Source organism: Methylocystis bryophila (assembly GCF_027925445.1).
GTDB lineage: Bacteria > Pseudomonadota > Alphaproteobacteria > Rhizobiales > Beijerinckiaceae > Methylocystis > Methylocystis bryophila.
Genome location: NZ_AP027149.1, coordinates 4,099,483 through 4,124,013, shown reverse-complemented (window position 1 = coordinate 4,124,013; position 24,531 = coordinate 4,099,483). Strand labels below are relative to the sequence as shown.

Annotated in this window: 21 protein-coding genes, 1 pseudogene and 1 riboswitch; of the genes and pseudogenes, 12 read left to right on the top strand and 10 right to left on the bottom strand. The window is 61.6% G+C overall.

What is annotated here, in order from left to right; all coding sequences use genetic code 11:
• Window positions 1-75 precede the first annotated feature (75 nt).
• Window positions 76-1,545 carry an alpha/beta hydrolase gene (locus QMG80_RS19030; protein ID WP_085770592.1) on the bottom strand — a complete coding sequence of 490 codons (1,470 nt, stop codon included), beginning with the start codon at window positions 1,543-1,545 and terminating at the stop codon, window positions 76-78.
• Between the two features lie 290 nt (window positions 1,546-1,835).
• Between QMG80_RS19030 and uppP the strand changes: the two genes are divergently transcribed.
• The 3 genes from uppP to cobT all read left to right on the top strand — a co-directional run bounded on the left by uppP (window position 1,836) and on the right by cobT (window position 4,435).
• Window positions 1,836-2,708 (top strand): undecaprenyl-diphosphatase UppP, encoded by an 873-nt coding sequence (gene uppP / locus QMG80_RS19025; RefSeq protein ID WP_085770591.1) that lies wholly within the window; start codon window positions 1,836-1,838, stop codon window positions 2,706-2,708.
• A gap of 117 nt (window positions 2,709-2,825) precedes the next feature.
• Entirely contained in the window at window positions 2,826-3,347 is a 522-nt protein-coding gene (locus QMG80_RS19020) for a GNAT family N-acetyltransferase (RefSeq protein WP_085770590.1), read from the top strand.
• Between the two features lie 104 nt (window positions 3,348-3,451).
• A complete protein-coding gene (cobT, locus tag QMG80_RS19015; RefSeq protein ID WP_425351453.1) occupies window positions 3,452-4,435 on the top strand; it encodes a nicotinate-nucleotide--dimethylbenzimidazole phosphoribosyltransferase in 984 nt (327 codons plus the stop codon).
• Between the two features lie 42 nt (window positions 4,436-4,477).
• Here cobT and QMG80_RS19010 read toward each other — a convergent pair whose 3' ends face one another.
• From QMG80_RS19010 to QMG80_RS19000, 3 genes are read right to left on the bottom strand one after another with little or no spacing between them, the layout of a single operon-like run.
• The gene (locus QMG80_RS19010; RefSeq protein ID WP_085770588.1) at window positions 4,478-5,572 is read right to left on the bottom strand and encodes a sensor histidine kinase; all 1,095 of its coding nucleotides are present in this window, start codon (window positions 5,570-5,572) and stop codon (window positions 4,478-4,480) included.
• Window positions 5,569-6,003 (bottom strand): response regulator, encoded by a 435-nt coding sequence (locus QMG80_RS19005; protein WP_085770587.1) that lies wholly within the window; start codon window positions 6,001-6,003, stop codon window positions 5,569-5,571. The genes QMG80_RS19010 and QMG80_RS19005 overlap by 4 nt, the downstream gene beginning before the upstream one ends.
• A gap of 12 nt (window positions 6,004-6,015) precedes the next feature.
• The gene (locus QMG80_RS19000; RefSeq protein ID WP_158658605.1) at window positions 6,016-7,518 is read right to left on the bottom strand and encodes a sensor histidine kinase; all 1,503 of its coding nucleotides are present in this window, start codon (window positions 7,516-7,518) and stop codon (window positions 6,016-6,018) included.
• A 166-nt stretch (window positions 7,519-7,684) separates the two neighbouring features.
• Between QMG80_RS19000 and fixJ the strand changes: the two genes are divergently transcribed.
• Window positions 7,685-8,305 carry a response regulator FixJ gene (gene fixJ / locus QMG80_RS18995; protein WP_085773525.1) on the top strand — a complete coding sequence of 207 codons (621 nt, stop codon included), beginning with the start codon at window positions 7,685-7,687 and terminating at the stop codon, window positions 8,303-8,305.
• A gap of 25 nt (window positions 8,306-8,330) precedes the next feature.
• Here the strand turns inward: fixJ and QMG80_RS18990 are convergent, their stop codons facing one another.
• Window positions 8,331-9,806, bottom strand: a complete 1,476-nt coding sequence (locus QMG80_RS18990) for an alpha,alpha-trehalose-phosphate synthase (UDP-forming) (protein WP_085770585.1) — start codon at window positions 9,804-9,806, stop codon at window positions 8,331-8,333.
• Window positions 9,807-10,036: 230 nt separating this feature from the next.
• The gene (locus tag QMG80_RS18985; protein WP_158658604.1) at window positions 10,037-10,354 is read right to left on the bottom strand and encodes a hypothetical protein; all 318 of its coding nucleotides are present in this window, start codon (window positions 10,352-10,354) and stop codon (window positions 10,037-10,039) included.
• A gap of 430 nt (window positions 10,355-10,784) precedes the next feature.
• Between QMG80_RS18985 and QMG80_RS18980 the strand changes: the two genes are divergently transcribed.
• Window positions 10,785-11,258 (top strand): hypothetical protein, encoded by a 474-nt coding sequence (locus tag QMG80_RS18980; RefSeq protein ID WP_085770583.1) that lies wholly within the window; start codon window positions 10,785-10,787, stop codon window positions 11,256-11,258.
• A gap of 39 nt (window positions 11,259-11,297) precedes the next feature.
• On the opposite strand, the gene QMG80_RS18975 is transcribed toward QMG80_RS18980, so the two are convergent.
• The 4 genes from QMG80_RS18975 to QMG80_RS18960 all read right to left on the bottom strand — a co-directional run bounded on the left by QMG80_RS18975 (window position 11,298) and on the right by QMG80_RS18960 (window position 15,270).
• Window positions 11,298-12,803: a TolC family outer membrane protein gene (locus QMG80_RS18975; RefSeq protein ID WP_085773524.1), complete on the bottom strand. Its 1,506-nt coding sequence runs from the start codon at window positions 12,801-12,803 to the stop codon at window positions 11,298-11,300.
• A 141-nt stretch (window positions 12,804-12,944) separates the two neighbouring features.
• A complete protein-coding gene (locus QMG80_RS18970) occupies window positions 12,945-14,240 on the bottom strand; it encodes an NAD(P)/FAD-dependent oxidoreductase (RefSeq protein ID WP_085770582.1) in 1,296 nt (431 codons plus the stop codon).
• A 287-nt stretch (window positions 14,241-14,527) separates the two neighbouring features.
• Window positions 14,528-14,728, bottom strand: a complete 201-nt coding sequence (locus QMG80_RS18965) for a YgaP family membrane protein (RefSeq protein WP_085770581.1) — start codon at window positions 14,726-14,728, stop codon at window positions 14,528-14,530.
• Entirely contained in the window at window positions 14,725-15,270 is a 546-nt protein-coding gene (locus QMG80_RS18960) for an ArsR/SmtB family transcription factor (protein ID WP_245300068.1), read from the bottom strand. Before QMG80_RS18960 ends, QMG80_RS18965 begins: the two co-directional genes overlap by 4 nt.
• Here QMG80_RS18960 and QMG80_RS18955 point away from each other — a divergent pair.
• From QMG80_RS18955 to QMG80_RS18920, 7 genes and pseudogenes are all read left to right on the top strand, one after another.
• Window positions 15,254-16,168 (top strand): efflux RND transporter periplasmic adaptor subunit, encoded by a 915-nt coding sequence (locus QMG80_RS18955; RefSeq protein WP_245300067.1) that lies wholly within the window; start codon window positions 15,254-15,256, stop codon window positions 16,166-16,168. The two genes, QMG80_RS18960 and QMG80_RS18955, sit on opposite strands and share 17 nt — an antisense overlap.
• On the top strand, window positions 16,165-19,470 hold the full coding sequence (locus QMG80_RS18950) for an efflux RND transporter permease subunit (RefSeq protein ID WP_085770580.1): 3,306 nt from the start codon (window positions 16,165-16,167) through the stop codon (window positions 19,468-19,470). Before QMG80_RS18955 ends, QMG80_RS18950 begins: the two co-directional genes overlap by 4 nt.
• Window positions 19,440-19,802 (top strand): carboxymuconolactone decarboxylase family protein, encoded by a 363-nt coding sequence (locus QMG80_RS18945; RefSeq protein WP_085770579.1) that lies wholly within the window; start codon window positions 19,440-19,442, stop codon window positions 19,800-19,802. Before QMG80_RS18950 ends, QMG80_RS18945 begins: the two co-directional genes overlap by 31 nt.
• Window positions 19,803-19,820: 18 nt before the next feature.
• Complete coding sequence (locus tag QMG80_RS18940) at window positions 19,821-20,165, top strand: rhodanese-like domain-containing protein (RefSeq protein WP_085770578.1); 345 nt, start codon at window positions 19,821-19,823, stop codon at window positions 20,163-20,165.
• A gap of 111 nt (window positions 20,166-20,276) precedes the next feature.
• A riboswitch (cobalamin riboswitch) is annotated at window positions 20,277-20,474 on the top strand.
• A gap of 117 nt (window positions 20,475-20,591) precedes the next feature.
• The gene (locus tag QMG80_RS18935; RefSeq protein WP_085770577.1) at window positions 20,592-23,183 is read left to right on the top strand and encodes a TonB-dependent siderophore receptor; all 2,592 of its coding nucleotides are present in this window, start codon (window positions 20,592-20,594) and stop codon (window positions 23,181-23,183) included.
• Between the two features lie 33 nt (window positions 23,184-23,216).
• Window positions 23,217-23,794 (top strand): annotated as a pseudogene (locus QMG80_RS18930) (DUF7676 family protein).
• An 86-nt stretch (window positions 23,795-23,880) separates the two neighbouring features.
• Window positions 23,881-24,432 (top strand): hypothetical protein, encoded by a 552-nt coding sequence (locus QMG80_RS18920; protein ID WP_085770576.1) that lies wholly within the window; start codon window positions 23,881-23,883, stop codon window positions 24,430-24,432.
• Window positions 24,433-24,531: the final 99 nt, after the last annotated feature.

Genomic DNA, 24,531 nt, shown 5'->3' with positions numbered 1-24,531 from the left:
GGGACGAGCTTGTGAGGCGCCCCTTCGGCTGAGCGGGTCCTCAGTTTCGGGAAACCGTGAAGTCCAGCATCGTCTTCACGGCGCCGTCGCATATGCGGACTGCTCCGGCGCAGCCGCTTCCGCGCCCTGCTTCAAAACTTTGATCTGCGCGTCCTGGCAGAGCTGCGAAAAAGCCCCGGGACCGCCGAACGCCCTTTCGCTATCGCCGTAGCCGATGGCGGCCAGACGGTAGATCAGCTTACGAGCGAGACTGGGTTTGTGGAAGTAGCCGGAATGCGTGTCGACCTTCCCCGTCCAATGCGCCCAGAGCAGGCGAAGATGGCCGAGCCATGAAAGATCGCGCGAGGAGCCCTTCGTCACGTCCGTGACCACGCCGTTTCCCTGTTCGTCGAGACTGTCTGTGCAGTCGAAATAAGCGAGCTGCTCGGCGAAGGAGTCCTTGCTCTGAGTAGCGTCCAGCTCGGCAAAGAGCTCGTAAAGCGTCCGCACGCCGAGGCGCAGCTTGCCGAGCGTTAGGTCTTCAGTGACGCCCCAGCCCGACAGCACGCCGACATTGCCGAGCCGGTAGCCGAAGCGGCGGTTTTTTGTCGGCAGGGAGAAGAAATTGGCGGTCGTCGAGATGTTGCGCAAAATCTCGTCGCCTTCATTGCTGAAGAGATGCGCCTCCTGGAAGCGAATGAGCGAAGACTCCAAGGCGTTGCCGCGTCCCGAAAGCAAGGCCTCTCCCGGTATGTCCGGCGAGACGAGCACGAGGCGGCGCAGAAGGAAGCTCTTGCCGATCTTGGACCGAGCCTCGCGCTGCGTCCGCTCATCCAGACTGCCTGGCTCCACGGCCCCCGCCATGGCGGCGAGCGCCGCCGGTGAAAACACGTCGGAAAGGATGCGCACGGCGTTGGTCACCACGAAACCGCCCATGCTGTGACCAATGAAAGAAAGGTCGGCTCTCTTGCCCCCGAGCTTTCCGTCGAGCTTCTCGTCAATCTGGCGAATGAGATCGACGAGATCGGGCACGCCGTAATTCGTCGCGCGGTAGCCGTCGCGGAAATAGACGATATACCTCAGCATGAACAGCGTGATGGGCACGACCGCCAGGGCCGAAAAATAGTAGCTTACGAAAACGGAGGCGAGGATCGCGAAGAGCAGGACGCCGATCAAGAACCAGGGCGCGGCCGTGAAGGCGCTGCGCCAGGGCGTTCCAGCCGCTTCGGAAGGCCAGCGGTAGCCGATGCAAACCGCGCCGCTATCCAGGATCGCGGCGTCTTCGTTCAAGGCCAGAAAGGACTTCTCAAAGGTCTGCAACGCGCTTTCGCGGGGCGTGTTGTAACCGTGCACGGATATCAGCAGCTTGGGTCTCGGCGAGCGAGCGAGCGCGTCTCCGATGTCGTCGACGCTCGACGGCTTCGTGTAAGGCGGCGTCGGCAGGAGAGTCTGCTTGTCGTCGAAATTGAGCGGGGCCGTGCTCTCGACGAAATAAGACGGGACCTTGGCGGCGCCCGGCTCTTCTGTCGCGTCCACCTTGGAAATACGGAAAAGTTGCACGGCCATAGCTCAAACTCCCAAAGCCTAAAGAATCTTCGCCGACAGCCCGCGCCGCTGGCCGAGACCAAGCAGCGGGTTGGCGAAGCCGTGAGCGCATCTTCAATTAACGCATCATATTACCAGGCGATTTCGTGATGGACAATTCCGGCTGTGTCGTTACGCCCCGCCGGGTAGCGCCGCGCGCCATCGGCCGCCCCCCACGCCTTGATCCGGCCGCTCTCCTTTGGGAAAAGTCTCACCCTGAAGATTCGGCGGACCGAGTGATTCGGCCGGCTTCTTTCGAGGGTGGGGGGTTCATGGGGAGCGCTTGCACGCAAGGTCTCGACACCGGTTTCGTCGATCTCGGCTATCTCAAGGTCGCGGCGCTCGGCGTCGTCCAAGGCATCACGGAACTCTTGCCGATTTCCTCGACGGCGCACATGCGCATTGTCCCGGCGGTGCTCGGCTGGCGCGATCCGGGCTCGGCTTTTTCCGCCGCGATGCAGGCGGCGGCGCTCGTTGCTGTCATCGCCTATTTCTGGTCCGACGTGCGCGGCCTTGTCGTCGGCTCCGCGAGCGCGCTCATGCGCCGCGACTTCAAGGATTGGTCGCTGCGCTTCGCGGTCTGGATCATTCTTGCGAGCGTGCCCATCATCCTTGCCGGATTGGTGCTCTCGCCGGTGCTAAACGCCTGCGGCACGCCCTTGCGCTCGCTCACTGTGATCGGGCTTTCCTGCCTCGTGATGTCCGCGCTGCTCGCTTTGGCCGAGCTTTATTGCAATCATCAGCGAACGCTCGACCACCTCTCGCTTAAAGATGCGATGATCGTCGGAGTCGCTCAGGTCGGCGCGCTCATTCCCGGCGTCTCGCGTTCGGGCTCGACGTTGACCGCGGCGCTGTTTCTCGATTTGAAGCGCGAGGAGGCGGCGCGATTCTCATTTCTTCTCGGTCTGCCGGCCATCGCGGGCGCGGGGCTGCACGAATTTTACAAACTGTACAAAGCGCACCTCGATATGCACGGTTGGTCGATTCTCGCCGTCGGCCTTATCGTCGCGTCGATATCGGCGTGGGTGGCGATCTGGAGCCTGATGCACCTTCTCGAGCGGTTCTCGACTTGGCCCTTCGTCGCCTATCGCGCGCTCATCGGCGTGCTGTTGCTGCTCGGCCTCGGCGCGTCGGTATCCGGATGAACCGGCGCCTCGGCCGCCAGCGCTCCACCGTCTTGCGAAATTTGCAAGCGCTTTTTTGTCTTTCGTACGCGATTCTAGCTATTGCTTAGAGGGTCCTTGCAGACCTAACATTGGCTCATGGTCAAGACCGCTTTCTCGATTAGACCGGCAAGAGCGAGCGACGCCGAGGCGATCGCCGAGACGCACGACGTTTCCTGGCGCGACGCCTATCGCGGCGTGATCCCGGGCGTCGAGCTGGAGCGCATGATCGCCCGACGCGGGCCGCGCTGGTGGCGGTCAGCGATCCTCAAGCGCACAGGGCTGCTCGTGCTCGATCTCGAGAAGGAGATCGTGGGATACGCCACCTATGGGCGCAACCGCGTGCCGACCATGCCCTACGCCGGCGAGATCTTCGAGCTTTACTTGCGCCCGGAGCATCAGGGACTGGGCTTCGGCCGCAACCTCTTCAACGCCGCGCGGCGCGAGCTCGCCGAGCACGGCTGCCTGTCGACGATCGTCTGGGCGCTCGCCGACAATGAAAAAGCCTTGGGCTTTTACAGGCGCCTCGGCGGCACCCCGATCCGTCGCGCCGAAGAGCGATTTGGCGGCAACATGCTGACCCGAGTCGCCTTCGCCTTTGCTTCCGCCCCCGTGCGCTGAGCCTGTCTTCCTCCCGAGGAAGAGATTGCGCCCGCGGTGGCGCGAGCTCAGATCATTGTTTCGGTCCCATGCCTTCCAAAATATCTCCGTTTGAAGAAATCCGCATGCTGCTTGCCGGCTTGCCGGCGCCCTCGCATGAGGCGGCGGCTGCGGTGCGCGAGCGCGACGCCCAACTGACGAAGCCGCCTGGCTCGCTGGGGCGCCTCGAGGAGATCGTCGAATTTCTCGCCGCCTGGCAGGGAAAAGGGAAGCCGGAGATCAATCGCCCGCTTGTCGCCGTCTTCGCTGGCAATCACGGCGTCGTCGCGCAGGGCGTCTCGGCCTTCCCGCCCGAGGTGACGCGGCAGATGCTCGAGAACTTCACCAACGGCGGCGCGGCGATCAATCAGCTCTGCAAGAGCTTTGGCCTCGGCCTGAAAGTTTTCGAGCTCGCATTGGAGCATCCCACGCGGGACTTCACCGTAGAACCGGCGATGACCGAGGCCGAAGCCGCCGCGACTCTCGCTTATGGGATGGAGGCGATCGACGACGGCGTCGATTTGCTTGCCCCGGGTGAGATGGGAATTGGCAACACGACAGCGGCTGCTGCGATTTATGCAGCGCTTTATGGGGGCCCGGCGTCGCTTTGGACGGGACGCGGAACCGGCGTCGACGATACGGGGCTTGCTCGCAAGACAGCGGCGATTGATGCGGCGCTCGCGCTGCATGGGCCGCACCTTTCCGACCCGCTTGAAATCCTGCGGCGCCTCGGCGGCCGCGAGATCGCCGGCCTCATGGGGGCGATCCTCGCCGCCAGACGCGCCAGGGTCCCCGTCGTGCTCGACGGCTATGTCGCCTGCGCGGCCGCCGCCCTGCTGCATGCGCTAAACGAGGACGCGATCGCCCATTGCCTCGCCGGCCATGTTTCGGCCGAGGGCGCGCATGCCGAAGTTCTGAGGCGGCTCGGCAAGAAGCCGCTGCTCGACCTCGGCATGCGCCTCGGCGAAGGCTCGGGCGCCGCGCTCGCCGTCGGGGTGATCAAAGCGGCGCTTGCCTGCCATCGCGACATGGCGACTTTTGCCAGCGCCGGGGTGAGCGGGGCAGGGTGAGGCGGAAAACGCGTCACTGTCGAACTAGTCGATGAACCCCGCCTATGCTGCGCTTGCGGACTGGGGCCCGGCTTCCTTCGCCATCGGGCTCCGCTTAATGCGGAGCGTCGCTCGCGTTCCGGGATACTCGCTGTCATAGCCCCATTCGGCGTCGAGCTTGCTGGCCATGGCGGAAACAATCGTCTGCCCGAGCCCTGGCTTAGCGATTCCGCCAAACATATCCCGACCAAGACCATCATCTTCGACAATCAGGGAGATTGATCGCGAGCGCTCCGAGCGAAGCTCGATTCGGATTTCGCCGTCTCCTAAGGGATAGGCGTGCTTCAGAGCATTGAGAACGAGTTCCGTCAGGGCGATGCCGATGGCGAGGGCGTGATCGGGTATGACGTCGATCGTCTCTTCGGGCAAGCGTAAGGCGATTGTGATGCGATCGCTGGACGACCGCCGCAAATCGTCGACCACCGTAGCCAAGTAATCATTGAGAGACACGGAGGCGACTTCGTTTGACGCGTAGAGCTGCCTATGAAGCTGAGCGATAGCCAGGACACGCTGGCGCGCCTGCCGCAGAGCCGTTTTCGCTTCCTCGGTCGCCGAACCCGCCTCTTGAATACCCAGCAGAGAAGAAATCAGCTGCAAGCTGTTTCCCACTCGATGATTGACCTCGCGCAAAAGAATTTCCCGCTCTGCAGCCAGCGCTTGGAAGCGATCGCGGGCGATGCGGATTTCAGCCTCCATTTCTTTTTTGGCTTTCTGCAGCCGAAGCTTGGCGACGGCCTGCTCCAAGCTCGTCGCTAAGAGCGTCATGAATTCACCGCCGATATCCTTGAAGACATAGTCGGCGGCGCCCGCCTTCAGCGCAGCCACCGCCACGCGCCCATCATCGGTGCCGGTAACATAAACGACCGGCGGGGGGTCGGGCAGCGCCCGTATCGCCGCGAGGGTCGCGAGACCATTCTGCAGTGGCATGAAATGGTCGAGAGCGACGGCGTCGAGACCTCCTTGGGCCACGCGCGCCACGCCGCTCCCGCCGTCGTTGGCGACTTCCACGAGAAAGCCGCTCTGCTCCAAATGCCTCTGCACGAGCAGGGTCACGCCTGGATCATCATCGATATAAAGGATGTGCAAAGGGGAGGTCACGGCGCTTCCGGCACTTGGATGACGGAGAAGAACAGGCCGAGCTGCCGCACCGCAGTGACGAATTGGGAATAGTCCACGGGCTTGGTAATGTAAACGTTGCAGCCCAAGTCATAACAACGTCGGACCTCCCGATCGTCGTCCGTTGTGGTCAGGATCACCACCGGCGTTCGCCTCAGATGCGGATTTTCCTTGAGGCGCCGCAGAACCTCGGTTCCGTCCATGTCCGGCAGATTAAGGTCCAGGAGGATCAGAAGCGCGAGGCCGGCGCTAATCTGACCCGATCCGTCCGGACCCAAAAGATGGAGCAAAGCGCGCGAGCCCTCGGCGATCGCGACGATGGCGTTGGTGATCCCCGCGGCGCGAATATTCTTTTCGATGAGGCGCGCATGCCCCTCATCGTCCTCGATCATGATGATGGTCACGGGCGTCATGGGCTTCTCATCTCATTGAGCGGCGCAGACGCGAGGCAACACCACTTTGAAGGTCGAGCCGCAGTCCAGCGTCGACGTGAGCCCGATCGTTCCGCCGAGGCGCCGGAGCAAGGCGCGCACGTTCGCCAGCCCAATGCCCTCGCCGCGCTGATCTTGAGCGCCGGCGCGGCGAAATAGGTCGAAAATTCGTTTTTGATCCGCTTCGGCGATTCCGCGACCATTGTCCCGGACCTCGTAAATCACCCGATCGTATGCGGCGTATCCGGTGACCTGAATTTGCCCCGGCTCTCCATCCCGCAGGTATTTTAACGCATTGTCGAGAAGATTGGCAAATATCTGTTCGAGAGCGAGACGGTCGCAAGTGACGGGCGGCAAGGTCCCCACTTCCATCTTCGCGCCGACGGCCTGCGCTTGATGAGCGAGAGTGGCCACAACTCCTTTTACCAGCGCCGACATGTCGATTTTCTCCAGCTTCAGCTCGCGCTTGCCGGCTCGGGAGATGGCCAAGATGGCGTTGATCAAGTGGTCAATCTTGACGGTCGCCGCCCTGATGAAGCCGAGCGCTTCGTCGAACTCGGCGGCCGCCGCCTGAGCGTCAAACGATTTGGAGTTTGGTGTCTCGCCTCCTTGCGCGAGATGATCGAAGATTGAGTCTCGCAATGTTTGGAGCTCGCCCGTAAAGCCCATGATATTGACCAACGGCGCGCGCAAGTCGTGGCCGACGACATAGGCAAAGCTTTGCATCTCGTCATGAGCCGCCCGCAGTTCGGCGACCCGCTCCTCCACCTTGCTCTCGAGCGCGGCATTCGCCGCGACGAGACGCTGACGCGAGAGAAGCGAAAAGGATATCGCCATCCAACCCAAGAAGAATATGAGAAGGGTGTCGCCCAAGCCAACAAAGAAGAGTTGCTGGCTCGCGCGCGCGGAATCCGCTGATCGCACCGAGAGAAGCCGCTCCTCCTCGCCTTTCAAGCGCGCGACCCGCTCCCTGATGGTCGCCATTAGGGCGCGTCCCTTGTCGTTCCGGTCAAATGACTCGAGCGCGCGACCCCTATCGCCCTCGTCGAGAAGCCGAAGCTTGCTGGCCAAATCTGCGAGCTTGTCATTGATCAGGCGCTCAAGCTCAGCTAACTCCGCTTGCTGACCGAGATTGTCAGCGGTCATGATGTTGAGCTCCGCCAATCTTCGCGGAATTTCATTGACCGCAGCGATATAGCACGCTCGATAGGCGCTGTTGCCACTCGCGAGAATATCGCCTCTCTGTTCAGATTCGGCCGTACGAATGAACAGCAGCAGCTCCGAGAGCCTGTTCTCAACCATTAAGCTATGGCTCGCCAATTTCGCTTGCGATTGCGACTGCTGCGACGTCCACGCGAAGAGCGCCACGTTGACGGAGAGAATTGCTGCGCTCGCCGCGATCAGGACCCCCTGCCACGTCGAACCAAGCCCGATCAAAAAGCGGGCAATCCAAGGTTCTTCGTCGAATTGTGGCGGAGCCTGCGCAGGACTAAGCATGGAACGCTCGCTCGAAGCTCGCTCGAACCGCATCTGGACTACCCCGAACGAGGCCTTAAATAGAATGCTAGCCGCGTCAGGCAACGGCCGCGCGGAGGACGGGACAGCGATCGCTTGCCCCTTAATTTGCGCGGTCCGGAGGAGGGAGAGGAGAAGGGCTGCTCCAATGAGCAAAGCGAATGTCATTCACGTTATCGACGATGACGCCATCATTCGCGACTCGGTTGCGCTCGTGCTGGCCAGGAACGGGCTTTGCGTCCAGACGCACGACTCCGCGTCCGAATTCCTCGATCGCGTGGACTCCGATAACACGGCTTGCGTCGTGACGGATGTGTGCATGCCGGGAATGGACGGCATAGAGCTGTTGGCGAAGCTGAGGGAGCTCGGGCTCGTTTTTCCCGTCATCGTGCTCACGGCGAATGGGGATGTCCCGCTCGCCGTGGAAGCGATCAAGCGCGGAGCCATCGATTTCCTCGAGAAGCCTTTCGACGACGAATCCCTGCTCGCTTCGGTGCGCGAAGCCTTGATGCAAAACGACGGGACGGAAAGCCGAAAAGGAGAGGCCGCCGTCATGGCGAAACTGGAGAGCTTGACCGATCGAGAAAACGAGGTTCTGGCCTGTCTCCTTAAGGGGAGCCCCAATAAGATAATCGCTTATGAATTGGGGATCAGCCCGAGAACCGTTGAGGTCCACCGCGCCAACATCATGCATAAGATGAAAGCGGGCAGCCTGGCGGAACTTGTTCGCATGTCGGTCGCCGCGCAATACGCGCGCGGAGTGGCATAGGGTCCCACCGATAACCTTTCATGCGTTAAAGGACGGCGCTTGAAATCGCCGGCGCCGGCCGGGGGGCCATCCAAGCGTGTCGCGCGGCCCGGCGATGGCGTGCGGAAGCCAGCTCGAAGCTAAGAGCAGGGGCGCGATCGATGTCGAGCGCGCATAAGAATTCAGCCATCCAATTGTGGGCGTCGCGCTCTCGAACGCGCACCGCAAGCGCCTGGTGGCGTTCGATGCGTTCCTCTCGCGGCATTGTGATGGCGCGCTGTATCGCGTGAGCGACCTCGTCCAGGTCGTATGGATTGACGATGAGAGCCTCGCGCAAATCCTCAGCGGCTCCGGCGAAGCGTGAGAGCACGAGGACCCCGGGATCTTCTTCGTCTTGAGCGATGACATATTCTTTGGCGACGAGATTCATTCCGTCGCGCAGCGGCGTCACGAGCCCGACTTGACTGCCCCTATATAACGCCGCGAGCGCCTCGCGGGCCACATTGCGACAGATGTAACGCACAGGGGTCCAATCGACGTCCCCATGCTGACCGTTGATCTCGCCGCAAAGCCCCTCGAGCTCCTGTCGGATTTGCGCATAGGCCTGAACGTCTTCACGCGACGGCGGAGCAATCTGCATCAGGGTCGTCGCTTTGCGGTTCTGGGGGTAGAGCTCGAGCAGACGCCGAAAAGAACGCAGCCGTTCCGGGAGCCCCTTCGTATAGTCCAGACGGTCCACTCCTATAATGTTGATCAGGGGTTCACCGACTCTCCGCAATCTCTCGATTTCAGCCGCCGCGCGCCGGCTCTTCGCCATCTCGGAAAAAGAGTGCGTGTCGATCCCAGCCGGACAGATCACGGCAGTCACGATCCTCCCGGCAATGCGTAAGGTGTTCCCCGACATGGGCTCGCCATCCAAGTGTCCGCAAGCGAAGCGGAAGAAATTCTGTCGATCGGCGTTTGTTTGGAAGCCGACCACGTCATAGGAGCAAAGCGCGTTCAAGAGCCAAAGGTGTTCCGGGACTGCGAGCAGCACCTCCGGCGGAGGAAAGGGAATATGCAGGAAGAACCCCAGTCGATTGCGCGCGCCGAGCGCTCTCAAATTCGAGCCTAGGGGAATGAGGTGATAATCCTGAACCCAGATCAAATCGTCGGGACGCAAGCGCGACATCACCTCTTTGGCGAAGCGGAGATTGACCCTTCGATAACCCTCGATGCACCCTGGCGCAAAGCGCGCGAGATCAAGCCGGCAATGATGAACCGGCCACAGCGCCGCGTTGCAAAAGCCAAGATAATGCTCTCGGTAGTCGCGTTCCGTCAGCGGCATCGTAATTTGCGTCAACCTGTCGTAGCGTGCGCATGCGCTGGTGATCTCGCTCTCGGTTGATACGAGATCCCCGTTCCATCCAAACCACACGGCGTCATGATCTTGAAGGGCGTCGAGAATGCACGTTCCGAGCCCTCCAGCAGCAACGCCGGATGGTGGCGGAACCCGGTTTGACACAATCACGAGGCGCTGCATGTCAGTTGCTTTCGCTGAGGAACTTTCCGGAGACGGGCATGCGAGCCCGGCTCTTCTCGCCAAGCATGAGGAGATTTGCTGCATTTGTTCCATGGGGTCGCCGGTCCGACATTCGTCGAACTGCACAAAGGTGGATTGCCGATCCACGCCCACGGCTGTCGGGAAGATTTGCCGAGATCTTTCGATCTCGGCGAGTCGGGGCGAGCGAGGAGCATGCAAGAGCGATGGCGTCATTGCCAGTCGGAGGGCAGAGAGGGAGCGCGAGGGAGCGAGGTGACGCGGTTCGACCGGCGCACCATTCTAGCGACGAAAATCCAGTCGCCGGCATTGGCCACCCTATTGATGAGCTCTCCAAAAGTCTCTGAGTTGCGCACGGGCGGAAGAACGCGCCAAACCACGGCCCCGCACATGGGCGTCAAAGCGATAAAGGCGAATATGTAGATGAACGCCGGCGGCGCCGCCATCAAGACAATCAGAGACGGAATGGCGCCAACGATAAGAACGGGCGCGACCGCACCCATGACTGCGAGTAGGAACAGGCGGATCATCGTCTCCTCCGACCATTGCGTCGTCTTCTGGTTAAGTTGGGCGGAGACTCACGACGGTTATGCGGCAGAATACGTATAACGAGGCGGGTACTTTCCACAATTTCAATTCCTTCAAGTAGTTCCTTCTTCAAGAGCAGAAAGTCGGCCCAAATTCGCTCAGCGCGGGTTCCAAAAAGTCCGAAGCCAAGCCGTGTTTGAATCCGATGCGGCCGGATCGGGAGCGGAGCCCCGCGTTATAAAAGTCGCCAATGATCTCGACGGGTTCGACGCGCTATCTTCGCAAAGTCTGAATTCCGGTGAAGGCGATCGCAGTGAGACGGACCACTCGTAAGGCCGTCGACCATGCGTGCAGGGCGAGCCCAGGCAAACACGCTATCGCGGGCGATGTAACGTCCGCGGTAAAGCGCAATGTTGCAAGGAGGAACATGCCTTGAAGACCAACGTGCTCTCCCTCGAGCCGAAACAATCGGTTTCGCGCTTCTTGTGGTCCGCGATCGATGTGGCTTCGCCAAACAAGACGGACGACTGCAGGGAGCCATCGTTCCCCGAGGAAGGCCGGGAGTCGATGCTGTTGGACAGCGCCGACATGCTGGTCGGGATCAAGATGTGCCGCAAGCTCACGGGACTCTCGGGTCGGGAGATCCTGTTGGGGGTCAGCACGTCACCGCGTCACCACTCGACGCTCCGAGGCTATCTGAGATTGTGTCGAGGCAATGCCCGCAGGGTCCAGGCGCTTCTGGTTCACGACCTCCGCAGCTATCTCGAGATCGGCGCACGACAGTTCGCAGCTGACCAGCTCATTGTGTTGCGTCTCTTCCTCGCCGATCAACTGAGAGATGCTTCGAAACAGCGTGCGTCGTTGCCTGAAGCGGAGAAAATCGAAACTCGTATGACGCAGCATTAGAAGCGTCGAGACTCGCTGCGCGCTGGCCGCTCGCGGGATTCACCTGGAGCTGGAATCGACTCCGAAGCTCTTGAACTTCACTTCTTCGAAGTGGAGGGCGGGATCATGCGGTATGACATCGAGATTCAAACTTTGAGACGACAGCCTTCCGATGGCGCCGAGCGTCATATAGGAGGCGACCACGCGGTCGGATTGCGAAATCAGCAAATTGGTACGTGCATTGAGCAGCGCTTGATGGGCGTTCAGCACGTCGAGCGTCGTGCGCTGGCCCAGCTCCGCCTCTCGGCGTACGCCGTCCAAGGCCTTCTCCGCGGCTTTCACGGTCGCTTGATCGGATTTGATCTGCGCTTTGGCGGCGTCGAGACGACTGTAGCTCGAAACGACATTTGCGCGCACCTTGCTCCGTTGAACGTCCAGCTCGAGTCTAGCCCGTCCCAGCTTTTCCTTTGACTGGCGAATCGAAGCGTATTCTTCACCGCGCTGGTACAGGGGAACCTTCAGAGAAGCGCGCACGTCGGCGGTAAAGAGCCGCGCCCCGTGATAGCCCCAGAAGTCGTCCTGGTGCGCAACCTGACCATCGAGCGAGAGCGTCGGCGCCAGGGCGCTTTCGGCGGCGTGCACGGCGAATTCCGCCGCATCCACCTCGCTCATCGCCGCTCTGACAGCGGGGTGCTCTTGTATGGCGATATCAATTCCCGCCTGCACCGAGCCAGGCAGCAACCGTTCCACAGAGGACGCCGGCTCCAATCGGCCTGGATCCACGCCGATGACCTGGTGGTAGTCGGCGACGCTGTTCTTCAGTTGCGCCTGCGCGGCGGCATATTCCGAGCGGGCCTGGGCTAGGGCCGCCTCGGCCTGGGCCAAATCGGTATTGGTGACCTCGCCGACGCGTAGCCTTTGCTGTGTCTGTTGGAGCTGCAACTCGAGATTTGAAACGTTGTTCTTGCGCAGCGACAGGATTGCGGTGTCGCGCAGCACATTCATGTAGGCGGCGGCGCCAGTTTGCAGAATCATCTGCTCGCTGAGCTCCGCCATGGCGCGCGCCGCGAATACGCCGGCTTCGGCCTCGCCGACAGCGTTCGTGGTTCGACCGCCGTCGAAGAGCGTTTGCGAGACGCTGAAGGCTCCCCCGCGCGGTACGCCTGAGTACGCCTGCTGCACAGCGAGGCGCTTGCCGTTGATCGGGCTCACCGGCGCGATGCTCGTGGTCCAGATGAAGGGAACCCGCAGATCCGGAATGGGAAACTTCCAATCGGAGTTTTCCACCCCGACGTTCCCTTGAAGCCCCGCGCTCGGCCGCAACCCGGACCAGGCCTTTGCGACGTCCTCGTCGCGGATGCGCACGCCGGCCCGGTCTCGATTGAGCTCGGGATTGGTGGTGTAGGCGCGAATGAGCGCGGAATTGATCGTCTCAGCCGAAGCGTTTTGGGTCGGAAAGGAACTGCTCGCGGCGGCGGCCAGGATTAACAGAGCGCCGACCGATTGGATTGAAGGCCGCGCACCGCTTCGCGAGCTCGCGAAGACGCCGGATCGCAGGCGTTTCATCCTCCGATCCGGCAAGCACCATGCGAATTTTTGCGCGGCGATGTTCATCCGACCTCAATACCGCCCCTGGCGGTCGCCTTCCCAGCGGATCGTCTTTGGGACTTTATCAAGATTCGAAGGACGTCGCCAATCGACGCAGTCTTACGCATGTCTTCCCTTCAGTCGGACAATGCCGAGCCACTTCATGATGATGCGCTCGTAGAAGGGTTCGCAATGCCCTTTGCGCACCTTGCGCAGGAAGTAGAATTCATAGGCGACTTTGGCGAGATGCACCCAGTAGCCCTTTGAAGACCAGTTGATGTTGCGCGGCGGAATTTGCGGCTGCGCGATGAAGGCGATGCCGCTGTCGCCAAAATCCGCAAGGCAGACCGCATTCCAAGTGCCCTCATGCGTGGGTTCTTTGCCGACGATGAGATCGCGGATGTTGTGGGCCGTGGCGGTGCACATGGATTCGATCATATAGCCAGTTTTGGGCATGCCGACGGGGACCGGAGTCGCCTCGAAAGGCGGCAAAGCGACGCAGACGCCGATGGCGAAGACATTCGGATATTTGGCGCTGCGCTGCTTGCGATCGACGGCGATGAATCCACGCGGATTGGTGAGGCCGTCGATCCACTTGCCGTCCTCGTCCTTCAAGCAATCGACGCCACGGAAGGCCGGCAACAGCATCGTGAAATTGGTGGCGATCTTATGCGTCTTTTTCACCGAGCCGTCTTCGTTGAGCTCAGTCGCCTCGACCGAATCGGGGTTGACGCGATCGATCTTGGCGTTCGTCACCCATTTGATGTCGCGATCGCGCATGAGCGATTCGAGCATGCCTTTGGTGTCGCCGACACCGCCGAGGCCGAGATGGCCGATGTAGGGCTCGGAGGTCACGAAGGTGATCGGCACGCGGTCGCGGATCTTGCGCTTGCGCAGGTCCGATACGACGGTGAGCGCATATTCATAAGCGGGCCCGAAGCAGGAGGCGCCTTGCACGGCGCCGATGACCATCGGTCCGGGGTTCTTGCAAAACTCTTCCCATTCCTCGCCCGCCGGCCCCGCGTGCTCGACCTGGCAAATGGATTTGGTGTTCGCCTTGGGACCCAGACCTTCGATCTCGTCGAAGGCGAGATGCGGGCCTGTCGCGATGACCAGATAGTCGTACGGCAAAGAGCTTCCGTCATTGAGCTCCACGCGGTTCTCGACGGGCTTTAGACGCTTCGCGCCGACAGAGGTGAAGCCGATCTTGCGTCTCTTAAACACCTCGGTGAGGCTGACCTTGATATCCGTCGGCTTGCGCCATTTGACGGCGACCCAAGGATTTGAGGGGACGAACTGGAAATAGTCGGTTTGCGAGACGACGGTGATTTCGGCCTGCTTTCCCAGCATGTCCTTCAGCTCGAAGGCGAGCGGCACACCGCCGATGCCCGCGCCCAGCACGACAATCTTAGTCATGGCGTTTCTCTCTCCGTGCCGCGCTCGCTTTCTCGCTTCGCGGGCGTTTGTTTGAGACGAGGGTGTCTAAGAGGGCTGGCGCGGTAGCCGTCTCACGCTTGAACGCCATGTCCGCGCGCCATCCGATTGAAGGAGTCGATCGGCGCGCAGTCCCTGCCTTGTTGATCTCGCCAGGTCGTAAAGTCGCGCCTGGCGTCTGTCGATCCATCGCCAGAGGCGACACATCGCAATCTCGACATTAGGCGCTCGCTACGTGATCGAAAGCGACAATGTCGCAATGCCAATCGTCAAAATGCGGCGCCTGAAGCGTAGCCGAACCTCTTCAAAAGCATCGCGAGGGGACAAATTCCCGTGAAAGCGGATTGAAGGAGATTGAGCCCCACGAAGGCCGTGAGCAGCAGCCACCAGTCGCTGAAATAATGCGCGAGCGACAGGCTCAGCAGAATCACGACTCCCGCGAAGGCCATGACGATTCGGTCGATGCTCATGTTCTTTGTCCTCTGGAGGCGACGGGAGCGAGGGAGCAGCTCGCTTTCGCCTCGCCGCGGCGCTTAAGCTTTGCTACTTTCACGCGCTCTGCGTCCCCTGCGCAGAACAGGTCGGCAAGCAGCGCTATGAAGCGTGTCACGTCGGCGGTGGCGAGCGAGTAGTATATGGCTTGCGATTCGCGGCGAGTCTTGACGAGCTTGTCTCTCCGCAATCGCGCGAGATGCTGGGACAGGGACGATTGGCTGAGGCCTAAAGCCCGCTGCAACTCAGAGACGCCCGCCTCTCCATTGTGGAGCTCACAAAGGATCATCAGCCGATGCCGGTTGCCCAGCGCCTTCAGGAATTGTTCCGCTTCCGCTGCTCTGGGGGCGAGTTCAGAAAAATTCATACTTGCTAATGTATATATTGCTAATGTATGAGTCAATAGCGCAATGAGAGGGGACCGGGGGGTGACGGCGACCATGCGAAAGCGATTGATCCTGGGCCTGCTCTCAGCGATGCCGATGATTTGCGGAAGCGCCAGCTTGGCGAGCGAGATCACGGTCCGCGCAGCGCCGGTCGACGACCTCAAATCGGTGATCGCCACCGTCGAGCCCGTGCACGTCCAGACTTTGCGCGCGCGAATTGGCGGCACGATCTCGGCGCTGAAGGTGAAGGAAGGCGATCGCGTCGCTGCAGGGGAAGAGGTCGCCCTCGTCACGGATCAAAAGCTCTATCTGCAGATCCAGGGGATCGATCAGCGGATCCAATCGCTGCAGGCGCAACGCGACAAGGCCAGGGCCGATCTCGATCGCGCGCAAGATCTCCTCCAACATGGCGTAACGACAAAGGTTCTCCGCGACCAGGCCAGGACTGCCTTCGATGTCGCCGAAAAAAGCCTGGCGGCCATGCGCAGCGACCGCGGAGTCGTCGAGCAGCAAGCGAGCGAAGGGAAGGTTTTGGCCGCGGGCGCGGGACGGGTTTTGACTGTTCCCGTCTCGGTCGGGCGCGCCGTCATGCCCGGAGAAACCATCGCAACGGTCACCGAAGACAAGTATATTCTGCGCTTGCAGCTCCCTGAGCGACACGCCCGCTTCATCCGTGCAGGCGATACGGTCCAAATCGGCGGGCGCGGTGTCGAGGAGAGCGGCCAGGACGCGCGGACTTCGGGCCGTGTGCTCCTCGTCTATCCCCAGATTCAAGGCGGGCGCGTCGTCGCCGACGTAGAGGTGAATGGCCTCGGCGACTACTTCGTCGGCGAGCGCACGCGCATCTATGTCCCCACGGGCAAGCGCAAGGCGATCTTCGTCCCGCGCGCAGCGGTTTATCGGCGCGCGGGCGTGGACTTCGTGCGCCTCAAAGACGGGGCCGAGATCGTCGTGCAGACGGGTGAGGCGCGCGGAAAGGAAATCGAAGTTCTCTCCGGACTGAGAGACGGCGACGTGGTGACGGCGCCATGAAGCTTGGCATATCCGGAGCCCTGACGCGGACCTTCATCGGTTCGCCGCTCACTCCTCTTCTGCTCATGGCCTCCCTCCTCGTCGGGCTCCTCGCGCTGCAGGCGCTGCCGCGCGAGGAGGAGCCGCAAATCTCCGTGCCGCTCGTCGACATCATCGTTCCGACGAACGGCTACAAGGCGGAGGATGCGATCGAGCTCGTGACGCGGCCGCTCGAGGACCTCATCAAGAGCATCAACGGCGTTGAGCATGTCTATTCGCAGACCCAGGACGACAATGTCGTGGTCACGGCGCGATATTTCGTCGGCACTCCCCAGGACAATGCGGTCCTCCGCGTGCACGACAAGATCCGGGCTAATATCACGGGACTACCGAAAGGAATCGGCGAGCCGCTGATCATAGGGCGTGGGATCGACGACGTGGCGATTGTCGTCCTAACTCTTTCGGCGAAGCCCGAACGCGCCGCCAATTGGAACGCCAACGGACTGTTTCAAGTCGCCGAGGAGCTGCGGCACGAGCTCTCCAAGGTCGACAATATTGGCCTGACCTATATTGTTGGCGGCAGCCCCAACCAGATCCGCGTCGAGCCCGACCCGGAACGGTTGTCGGCCTTTGGGATCACGCTGAACCAGCTCGTCGATAAGCTGACCAACGCCAATCGCTCCCTGGTGGTCGGCGCCTTTCGAGGCAATGATAAATCAATCTCCGTCGTCGCGGGACAGACGCTGCAGGGCGTCCCCGACATTGGTCAATTGCTGCTCACCTCGCGCGACGGCCGTCCCATCTATGTCAAGGATGTCGCGACCGTGCGCGTCGGAGAGGCGCAGCCCGAGCACTTCGCCTGGACATTCACGCGCGGCGAGAAGGGAGAGGGCGCAAAAGGGGAAGGCGCAAAGGGAGAATTGGAGAAGCGCCCCGCCGTGAGCTTGGCGATTGCCAAGCGCAAGGGCGCTAACGCCGTCGTGCTTGCCGAGGAGATCCTGCATCGCTTGGAGATCACCAAAGGCCGCATCGTGCCGGGGGATCTCGACGTCGAAGTTACCCGCAACTACGGCGAGACGGCGAGCGAGAAGGCTAACGAGCTGCTTTTCCATCTGGCTCTCGCAACGCTCTCGATCGTCGCGTTGATCATATTTTTGGTGGGATGGCGCGAGGGCGTCGTCGTCTTCGTGATCATCCCGACGACGATCCTTCTGACGCTCTTCGCCTCCTATATGATGGGCTACACGATCAATCGCGTGAGTCTTTTCGCGCTCATCTTCTCGATCGGCATCCTCGTCGACGACGCCATCGTCGTGGTCGAGAATATTGTGCGACATTGGGAGATGCGAGGCGACCGCGGCCTGACCGAGACGGCAATCGAGGCCGTCGCGGAGGTTGGCAATCCGACAATCGTTGCGACGCTCACGATCGTCGCCGCGCTCTTGCCGATGCTCTTCGTTTCCGGCCTGATGGGCCCGTATATGAGCCCGATCCCGGCAAACGCCTCGCTCGCAATGGTGTTCTCCTTCTTCGTCGCCATGACCATCACGCCATGGCTCTTGATGATGATCGCGCGAAGCCGCTTCGAGAAAATGGAGGCCCATGAGCACTTGGGGCCGGAGAATTTGGAGCCTGACCCCGGCGTGATGGGGCGCTTCTATAAAGGCGTCGCCTCGCGTTTGTTGAAGGGCCGAGAAAACTCCAAGCGCTTTCTGCTTTTTGTCGGGCTCGCGACTCTGGCGGCGCTCGGCCTTTTTGTGACCAAGAGCGTTCGCGTGAAGCTCCTGCCTTTCGACAACAAGTCGGAAATCGCGGTCGTCGTCGATTTGCCGCGTGGCGCTTCGCTCGAAGCGACGGACCGGCTGCTCACGGCCGCGGCGGAAAGATTGAAGGACTTGCCGGAGCTCACCTCGATCCAGTCCTACGCCGGCACAGCGGCGCCGTTCAATTTCAACGGCCTCGTGCGCCATTACTATCTTCGCAATGCGCCCAATATGGGCGATCTCGCGGTGAATCTTTTGTCCAAGGACGAGAGAAAGCGGGCAAGCCACGCGATCGCGCTCGACATCCGCAAGCGTCTCGATGGATTGGAGAGGCCGGCGCGCACCTCGATCAAGGTCGTCGAGGTCCCGCCGGGACCGCCGGTGCTTTCAACTCTGCTCGCCGAAATCTACGGACCTACGGCGGAGGCGCGTCGCGAGATCGCGACGAGGGTACGCCAAGCTTTTGAGGCGGTCGACTTCATCGTCGACGTCGACGACAGTTTCGGCGTTCGGCAAGAGCGGCTGCGCTATTCCATCGATCAAGAGTCGCTCGAATTTCACGGCGTGGAGCAGCAGGCGGTCTATGACACGATTGCCGCGCTCGTGGGCGGGGTGAAGATCGGCTACTCGCAGCGCGGCGGCGGAGCAAAACCTGTCGACATCACGGTCGCGCTGCCACGTTCAGCGATGGCCGAAAACGAGCGTATCCTCTCAACCCCCTTGCCCGCGGGAGGCACCGTCCGCCAAGGCGCCAATGTGGAGTTGGGCGACGTCGTCAGAGTGACGCGTGAGCTCAGCTCCTATCCGATCTTCCGTCGCGACGGAAGATTTGCGGAGATGATCACAGGCGAGCTTGCAGGGCGTTTCGAGGCGCCGATCTACGGGATGTTCGCCGTCGAGGATCAGATCAAGGCGATGGATTGGGGCAAGGAAGGCCCGCCGACGATCAAATATCACGGGCAGCCGCTCGACGATTCGAAGCCTACGCTGCTGTGGGACGGAGAGTGGGAAGTGACCTATGTGACTTTCCGCGATATGGGCGCGGCGTTCATGGTGGCGCTCCTCGGCATTTATCTCCTGGTGGTCGCGCAATTCGGCTCCTTCAAGCTGCCGCTGGTCATTCTGGCGCCGGTGCCGCTGACGCTGGTCGGCATCATGTTCGGGCACTGGATTTTCGGCGCCGCCTTCACCGCTACGTCGATGATCGGCTTCATTGCGCTTGCCGGCATCGTCGTGCGCAACTCCATCCTGCTTGTCGATTTCATTCGACATCTGCGCGAGAAAGGCATGCCCCTGCGGGCCGCCTTGATCGAGGCTGGCGCGGTGCGCTTCAAGCCGATCTTCCTGACGGCGGCCGCCGCGATCATCGGCGCCGCCTTCATCCTCACCGATCCCATTTTTCAGGGATTGGCGATCTCTCTCGTGTTCGGTCTCGCATCGTCCACGGCGCTGACGCTGCTGGTGATCCCAGCGATCTATGTCGTGCTGCGCGACGATGAACTACCCCCGCCTGGCAAGGAGGACAAACCATGGTTCAAATTCAGGATTGGCCGGAGCTGACGAAATCTCTCAGCGCCGATTTGCGGGAGCTGCGCATGGGCGCGCCCGAGGTGATGAAGGCCTTCGGTTCCCTCGCCGTGACAGCGAGCGCGGCGAAGGCCCTCGACGCGAAGACGAAAGAGCTGATCGCCATCGCGGTGGCGGTTTCGACGCGATGCGACGATTGCATCGCCTTCCATGTGAAGGCGGCCGTGGACCGCGGCGCGACTCGCGATGAAATCTTAGAGACGCTCGGCATGGCGATCTACATGGGCGCGGGCCCCTCCGCCATGTATGCGAGCCATGCGCTCGCAGCCTATTCGCAGTTCGCCGCCGCCAAGGCGGAGGTCTAAATTCCCAAGGAGGAGACGATGTTCGGAGGACTACTCTCGAAGCTGCAAGGAGGCGGCGCGCTGCCGACGATCGAGCACGGCGCCTTCACGCAAGCGGTCTCGCAAAAGACAGCCGCGATCGTCGACGTGCGCGAGCCGCATGAATATGCGGCGGGCCATGTTCCGGGCGCCGTCAACATGCCGCTGTCGAAATTTTCGCCAGCCGCTTTGCCGAAGGGCAAGCCCGTCGTGCTGATCTGTCAGGCGGGGGGCCGCTCGGCGAAGGCGCTGCAGCAGGCGCTGGACGCCGGTTGCCGAGACATCTGTCACTATGCGCTGGGCACGGGCGGCTGGAAGAACAGCGGCGGCGCGATCGAACAATAAGCGATAGCGGACGGTCCCAGCACTCGCGCCCGCGTTCTGAGCGAATAGAGCGCTGGAGAAGCGGAGCGAGCGGGGCGCGATCCCTGGAGCTTGACAAGACTGAACCATCGAGCGCACATTTCAATCGATGGTTCCCTTCGGGGATCAAAAGGGAAGCCGGTGCGCGCAGAATTGCGCAATGCCGGGGCTGCCCCCGCAACTGTAAGCGGTGAGTCTTAGGGCCATGAAGCCACTGGGGTGCATCCCTGGGAAGGCGGTCCAAGACGGTGACCCGCGAGCCAGGAGACCTGCCATCATTCGTGGTCACGCGCGAGAGCGTCGGGCGGGGTGCACCGAGGCGGTCAAGACCGGTTGTTGAGCGCGTTGCGCCAATAACGGAGCGAGACCTTTCGCAGTGACGGCCCACGTTGCTGCGAGTCCAGGCTCATGCCATCCCCGTCCTCAAGAGCCGCCACAGGCGGCTTCCGCGCGCTGCTGCGGCGCGCATCCCCTGTTGTCCTCTGCGCTCTCTCGAGCACCGTTCTCCCGGTCCCGGCTCTCGCGCAAGAGACGCTGCCTACGATCTTCCTTCGCAAGCCGAAGCCCTTTCGCCACGCTGCTCAGCGAGACGTGGGCGCAGGGCCCGTTCAGCCTGCCCAGGGCGCGTCAGGCGAAGGAGCCGGCGTCGCCGGTCAGGGAAGCGCCGGGGGCGTCGGCGACAACGGGACGGAGATAGGGCCGGGCGCCAACGGCCAGCTCTGCGCTGGCGGGGTCTGCAACGATCCGAAATCCTATGCCGCACCCATCCAATCGGTCGGAACCAAGGTCAACACGGCGGTCATGGACACGCCGGTCACGACCACGACCGTCACGCATCAGATGCTCGAGGACCAGCAGGTCGTCACGCTCGATCAGGCGCTGCGCAACGTCAGCGGCGTCACCACCTCGGGAGGCGGCAACGCAGCCGTTGGCAATTCCTTCTCGAGGATCATGATCCGCGGCTTCCCGACGCAGAACTATTTCCGCGACGGTTTCCGCATCGACAGCTTCGGCTTCAACTTCGCGGGGCCGGGCAGCGTCGAAATGGCCAATGTGGAGAGCGTCGAGGTGCTGAAAGGCCCCGCCGCCATCCTCTATGGCGCGGTGGAGCCCGGCGGCATCGTCAACATCAATACGAAGCAGCCACTCGACAAGCCGGCCTATGAGATCCAGCAGCAGATCGGCAGCTACGCCAATTACCGCACATCGGTCGACGCCACGGGGCCGCTCACCCAGAACAAGGAACTGCTCTATCGCTTCACCATGTCCTATGAGAACGACGGCTCGTTCCGCACCTTCGATTACAACCGAAATTTGATGTTCAACCCGGTCGTGAAATGGAACGTCGACGCCGGCAGCTGGGTCAGAGTCTCGGACCAGTATCAGCAGAACAGCTTCAACCAGGACCAGTATTTCATCCCCTACTACAACAACGTCCTCCCGCTCTGGCTGGGACGCAGCTACAACTTCGGGGCGAAGTCGCCTTACAACCAGCAGCAGAATTTCAGCGAGATCACCTGGCATCACGACTTCAACAAGGACTGGTCTATCCAGCAGACCGCCTTCATGATGAACTTGCGCAATGACTCGCAGAACGTCGGCGGCTCCAGCTATATATCCGACTGCATCACTAACGCGGCCTACGCCGTTCCGGGCGCCTGTTTTCCGAGCGCCTTTCCCTATTCGAGCAGCGTCGTCCTCACCCAAACCTCCTTGCCCATCGACGACAGGCAGGCGGAATATGCGACGGAGGTCAACCTCGTCGGGCATTTCGACACCACCGAGCCGGTCAAGCATACCTTGCTGTTTGGCGGAGACTACTATCGATACAATTTCAGGGGTATCGACCAGTCCGCATACTATCCTTCGACGCTCACGCTGCTGGGGCAGGCTCAGCTTCCTACAGCCGCCTACGGCCTGGTGCCATCTATCGCCAACGAACAATACGCCGATAACGTCGGCCTCTACATCCAGGATCAGATCAAGCTGCCCTACGGCTTCAATGTGCTGGCGGGCGCGCGCTATCAATATATCAACAACCGGACGGGAGCCACCGACTCGACGGTCTGTGGAGCCTTTGCTTATCCTTGGACCGGCATTCCCTGCAACTTCGACACGATCACCACGCGAGGCCAATTCATCGATCAGAGGGTCACGCCGCGCTTCGGTCTCTTGTGGTGGCCGCTCGAATGGATCAGCTTCTATGGGAACTTCACCGAGTCCTATAGCCCGAACTACAATGGCCAGCTGGTTTACGGCACGAACCAGCCGACGCCGCCGAGCTTCGGCAAGCAGGTCGAGGGAGGCGTCAAGCTGTCTTTGCTAAACGACAAGCTGCAGATCACCGCCGACTGGTATCATTTGGTGAAGACCAACATTCCCGTGGGCATTCCTCATAACTTCAATAAGGTGCTGCTCATCGGCGAAGGGCGCTCAGAAGGACCCGAGCTCGACATTCAGGGCGAGCTGCTGCCCGGCTGGAACGTCAACCTCGCCTACGCCAACACCGACGCCATCACAACGAAGTCGATTCCGCTGAACCTCAGCATTCTGCCGGTGGGCTCGCCGATCCCCTTCTCTCCGCGCAATGTCGCGACGCTCTCCACGAGCTATGAGTTCAAGCAAGGCGATCTCAAAGGCCTGAAGCTTGGTGCGCGCTACGACTATGCCGGCTATCTGCCCTTCCTTCCCTACGCCAATGACGGCAGTTACATCTACACCGCGCCGACCCCGAGTTACGGGCTCGTCGGCGTCTTCGGTGATTATGAGTTCAACTACAACGGATGCAAGATCACCACTCAGCTCAATGTCGACAATCTTCTCGACCATAGCTACTTCGTGACGGGCGGATTAGGGCCTGCGCCTTTCAACGCCTTCAATCCGAATGGCTACGGCCAGATTTTCGGCCCGCTGACGCCGGGGTGGCAAACGAACACATATAACTTCAACGTGATCGGCGCGCCGCGCACGTTGCGCGGCTCGATCAAGCTGGCGTTCTGATGCGATGCGCCGATCAACCGAAAGGGAGTGGCGATGACGCTGTCGACTGAGGTTCTCCCGAAACGCGTCTCGGAGCCCGATGGAACGCCGCTCGACGTGTTCCCGCTCCCGACCGACCCCGCGAGTCTCGAAGAGCTCATTCGCGATCTCTTCGAGAACCACTGGCGCGACATCGTCTTCGGCACGCTCATCGAAGGCGCGGCCTGGGAGATGCGCGCCGACGGCCCGCCGTCGAAGATTGGCGTGCTCGACGGTTACATCACCGTGGCTTTTGGTGTCCCGCATTTCCACATCTGCATCGGTGAGACGAAGGGATTCCCCAACAATCCCACGCCACCTGAGCTCGCGCAGCGCCGGCGCACCGCGCGCGCCGAGTTCTACCGACGCATGCGACGCGCCTGCGTGCCGATGTCCTGGGGACTGCGGCTCTTCAACGGCGCAGGATGACCGTGTTCCTCCCCAATCCGTTCCTCGACCGCGACACCGACCACTTCCTCCCGGAGCCCGACTGGTCGCGTCTCGCGCTTTGGGACAGGCTGCGGGAGCGCTGGTTCGGAATGACCGAACCCGATCCGATCGACCGCTCAGCGACAAGATTCCTAAGCCCCTGATCGCAGCCCACATCAATCCCCGTCGTCGACGTGACGACGGGCCCAAGCGATGGCGCCGCCATCTATCTTACTGAAGGAGACCTGCCATGACCGTTTTCGCGCTTTCTTCTCCCGCGTCCCGATCGACACTGTCGATCGGCGCGCTTGCCGTCTTCAGCCTGCTCTTCACGCTCGGCTTCGCCTGCGCGGTTCCGCTCGCCGCCTTCGCGGCGATCTCCGCCATCTCCTTCGACCGGCGAAATGCGCTCGTCGCGACGGGCGCCGTGTGGCTCGCCAATCAGGCTATCGGCTTCGGCTTCATGCATTATCCGCTCGAGGGCGAAACGCTCGCCTGGGGCGGCGCGCTCGGCGTGATCGCGTTGCTCTCCTGCGAGGCGGCGCGTCTTGCGAGTCGCCGCCTTACCGGCGTCGCCGGCGCCGTCGCGGCTTTCCTCGCCGCCTTCGTCGCCTATGAGGGCTCGCTGCTCCTCATCGACGCGGCGATCGGCTTGCTCGAGCGCGTCGACGCCCTCGGCACGCTGCGCATCTTCCTCATCAACGCCTGCGCCTTCGGCGGCTTTTGGGCGCTGAAGACGATCGCTTCCTCCACGAGCGTCGGACGCAAGCTCACGGCGGGGCTCTCTGCGCGCCACGCGTGAACGAAGCTCGAAGCAGTCGAGGAGCTGGCAGCCGGCTCTTCGCTCTTCGCGGGAAGCCGGTGACAGCATGCCGACGCGTCCTCTTTTCAGACTCTCCTG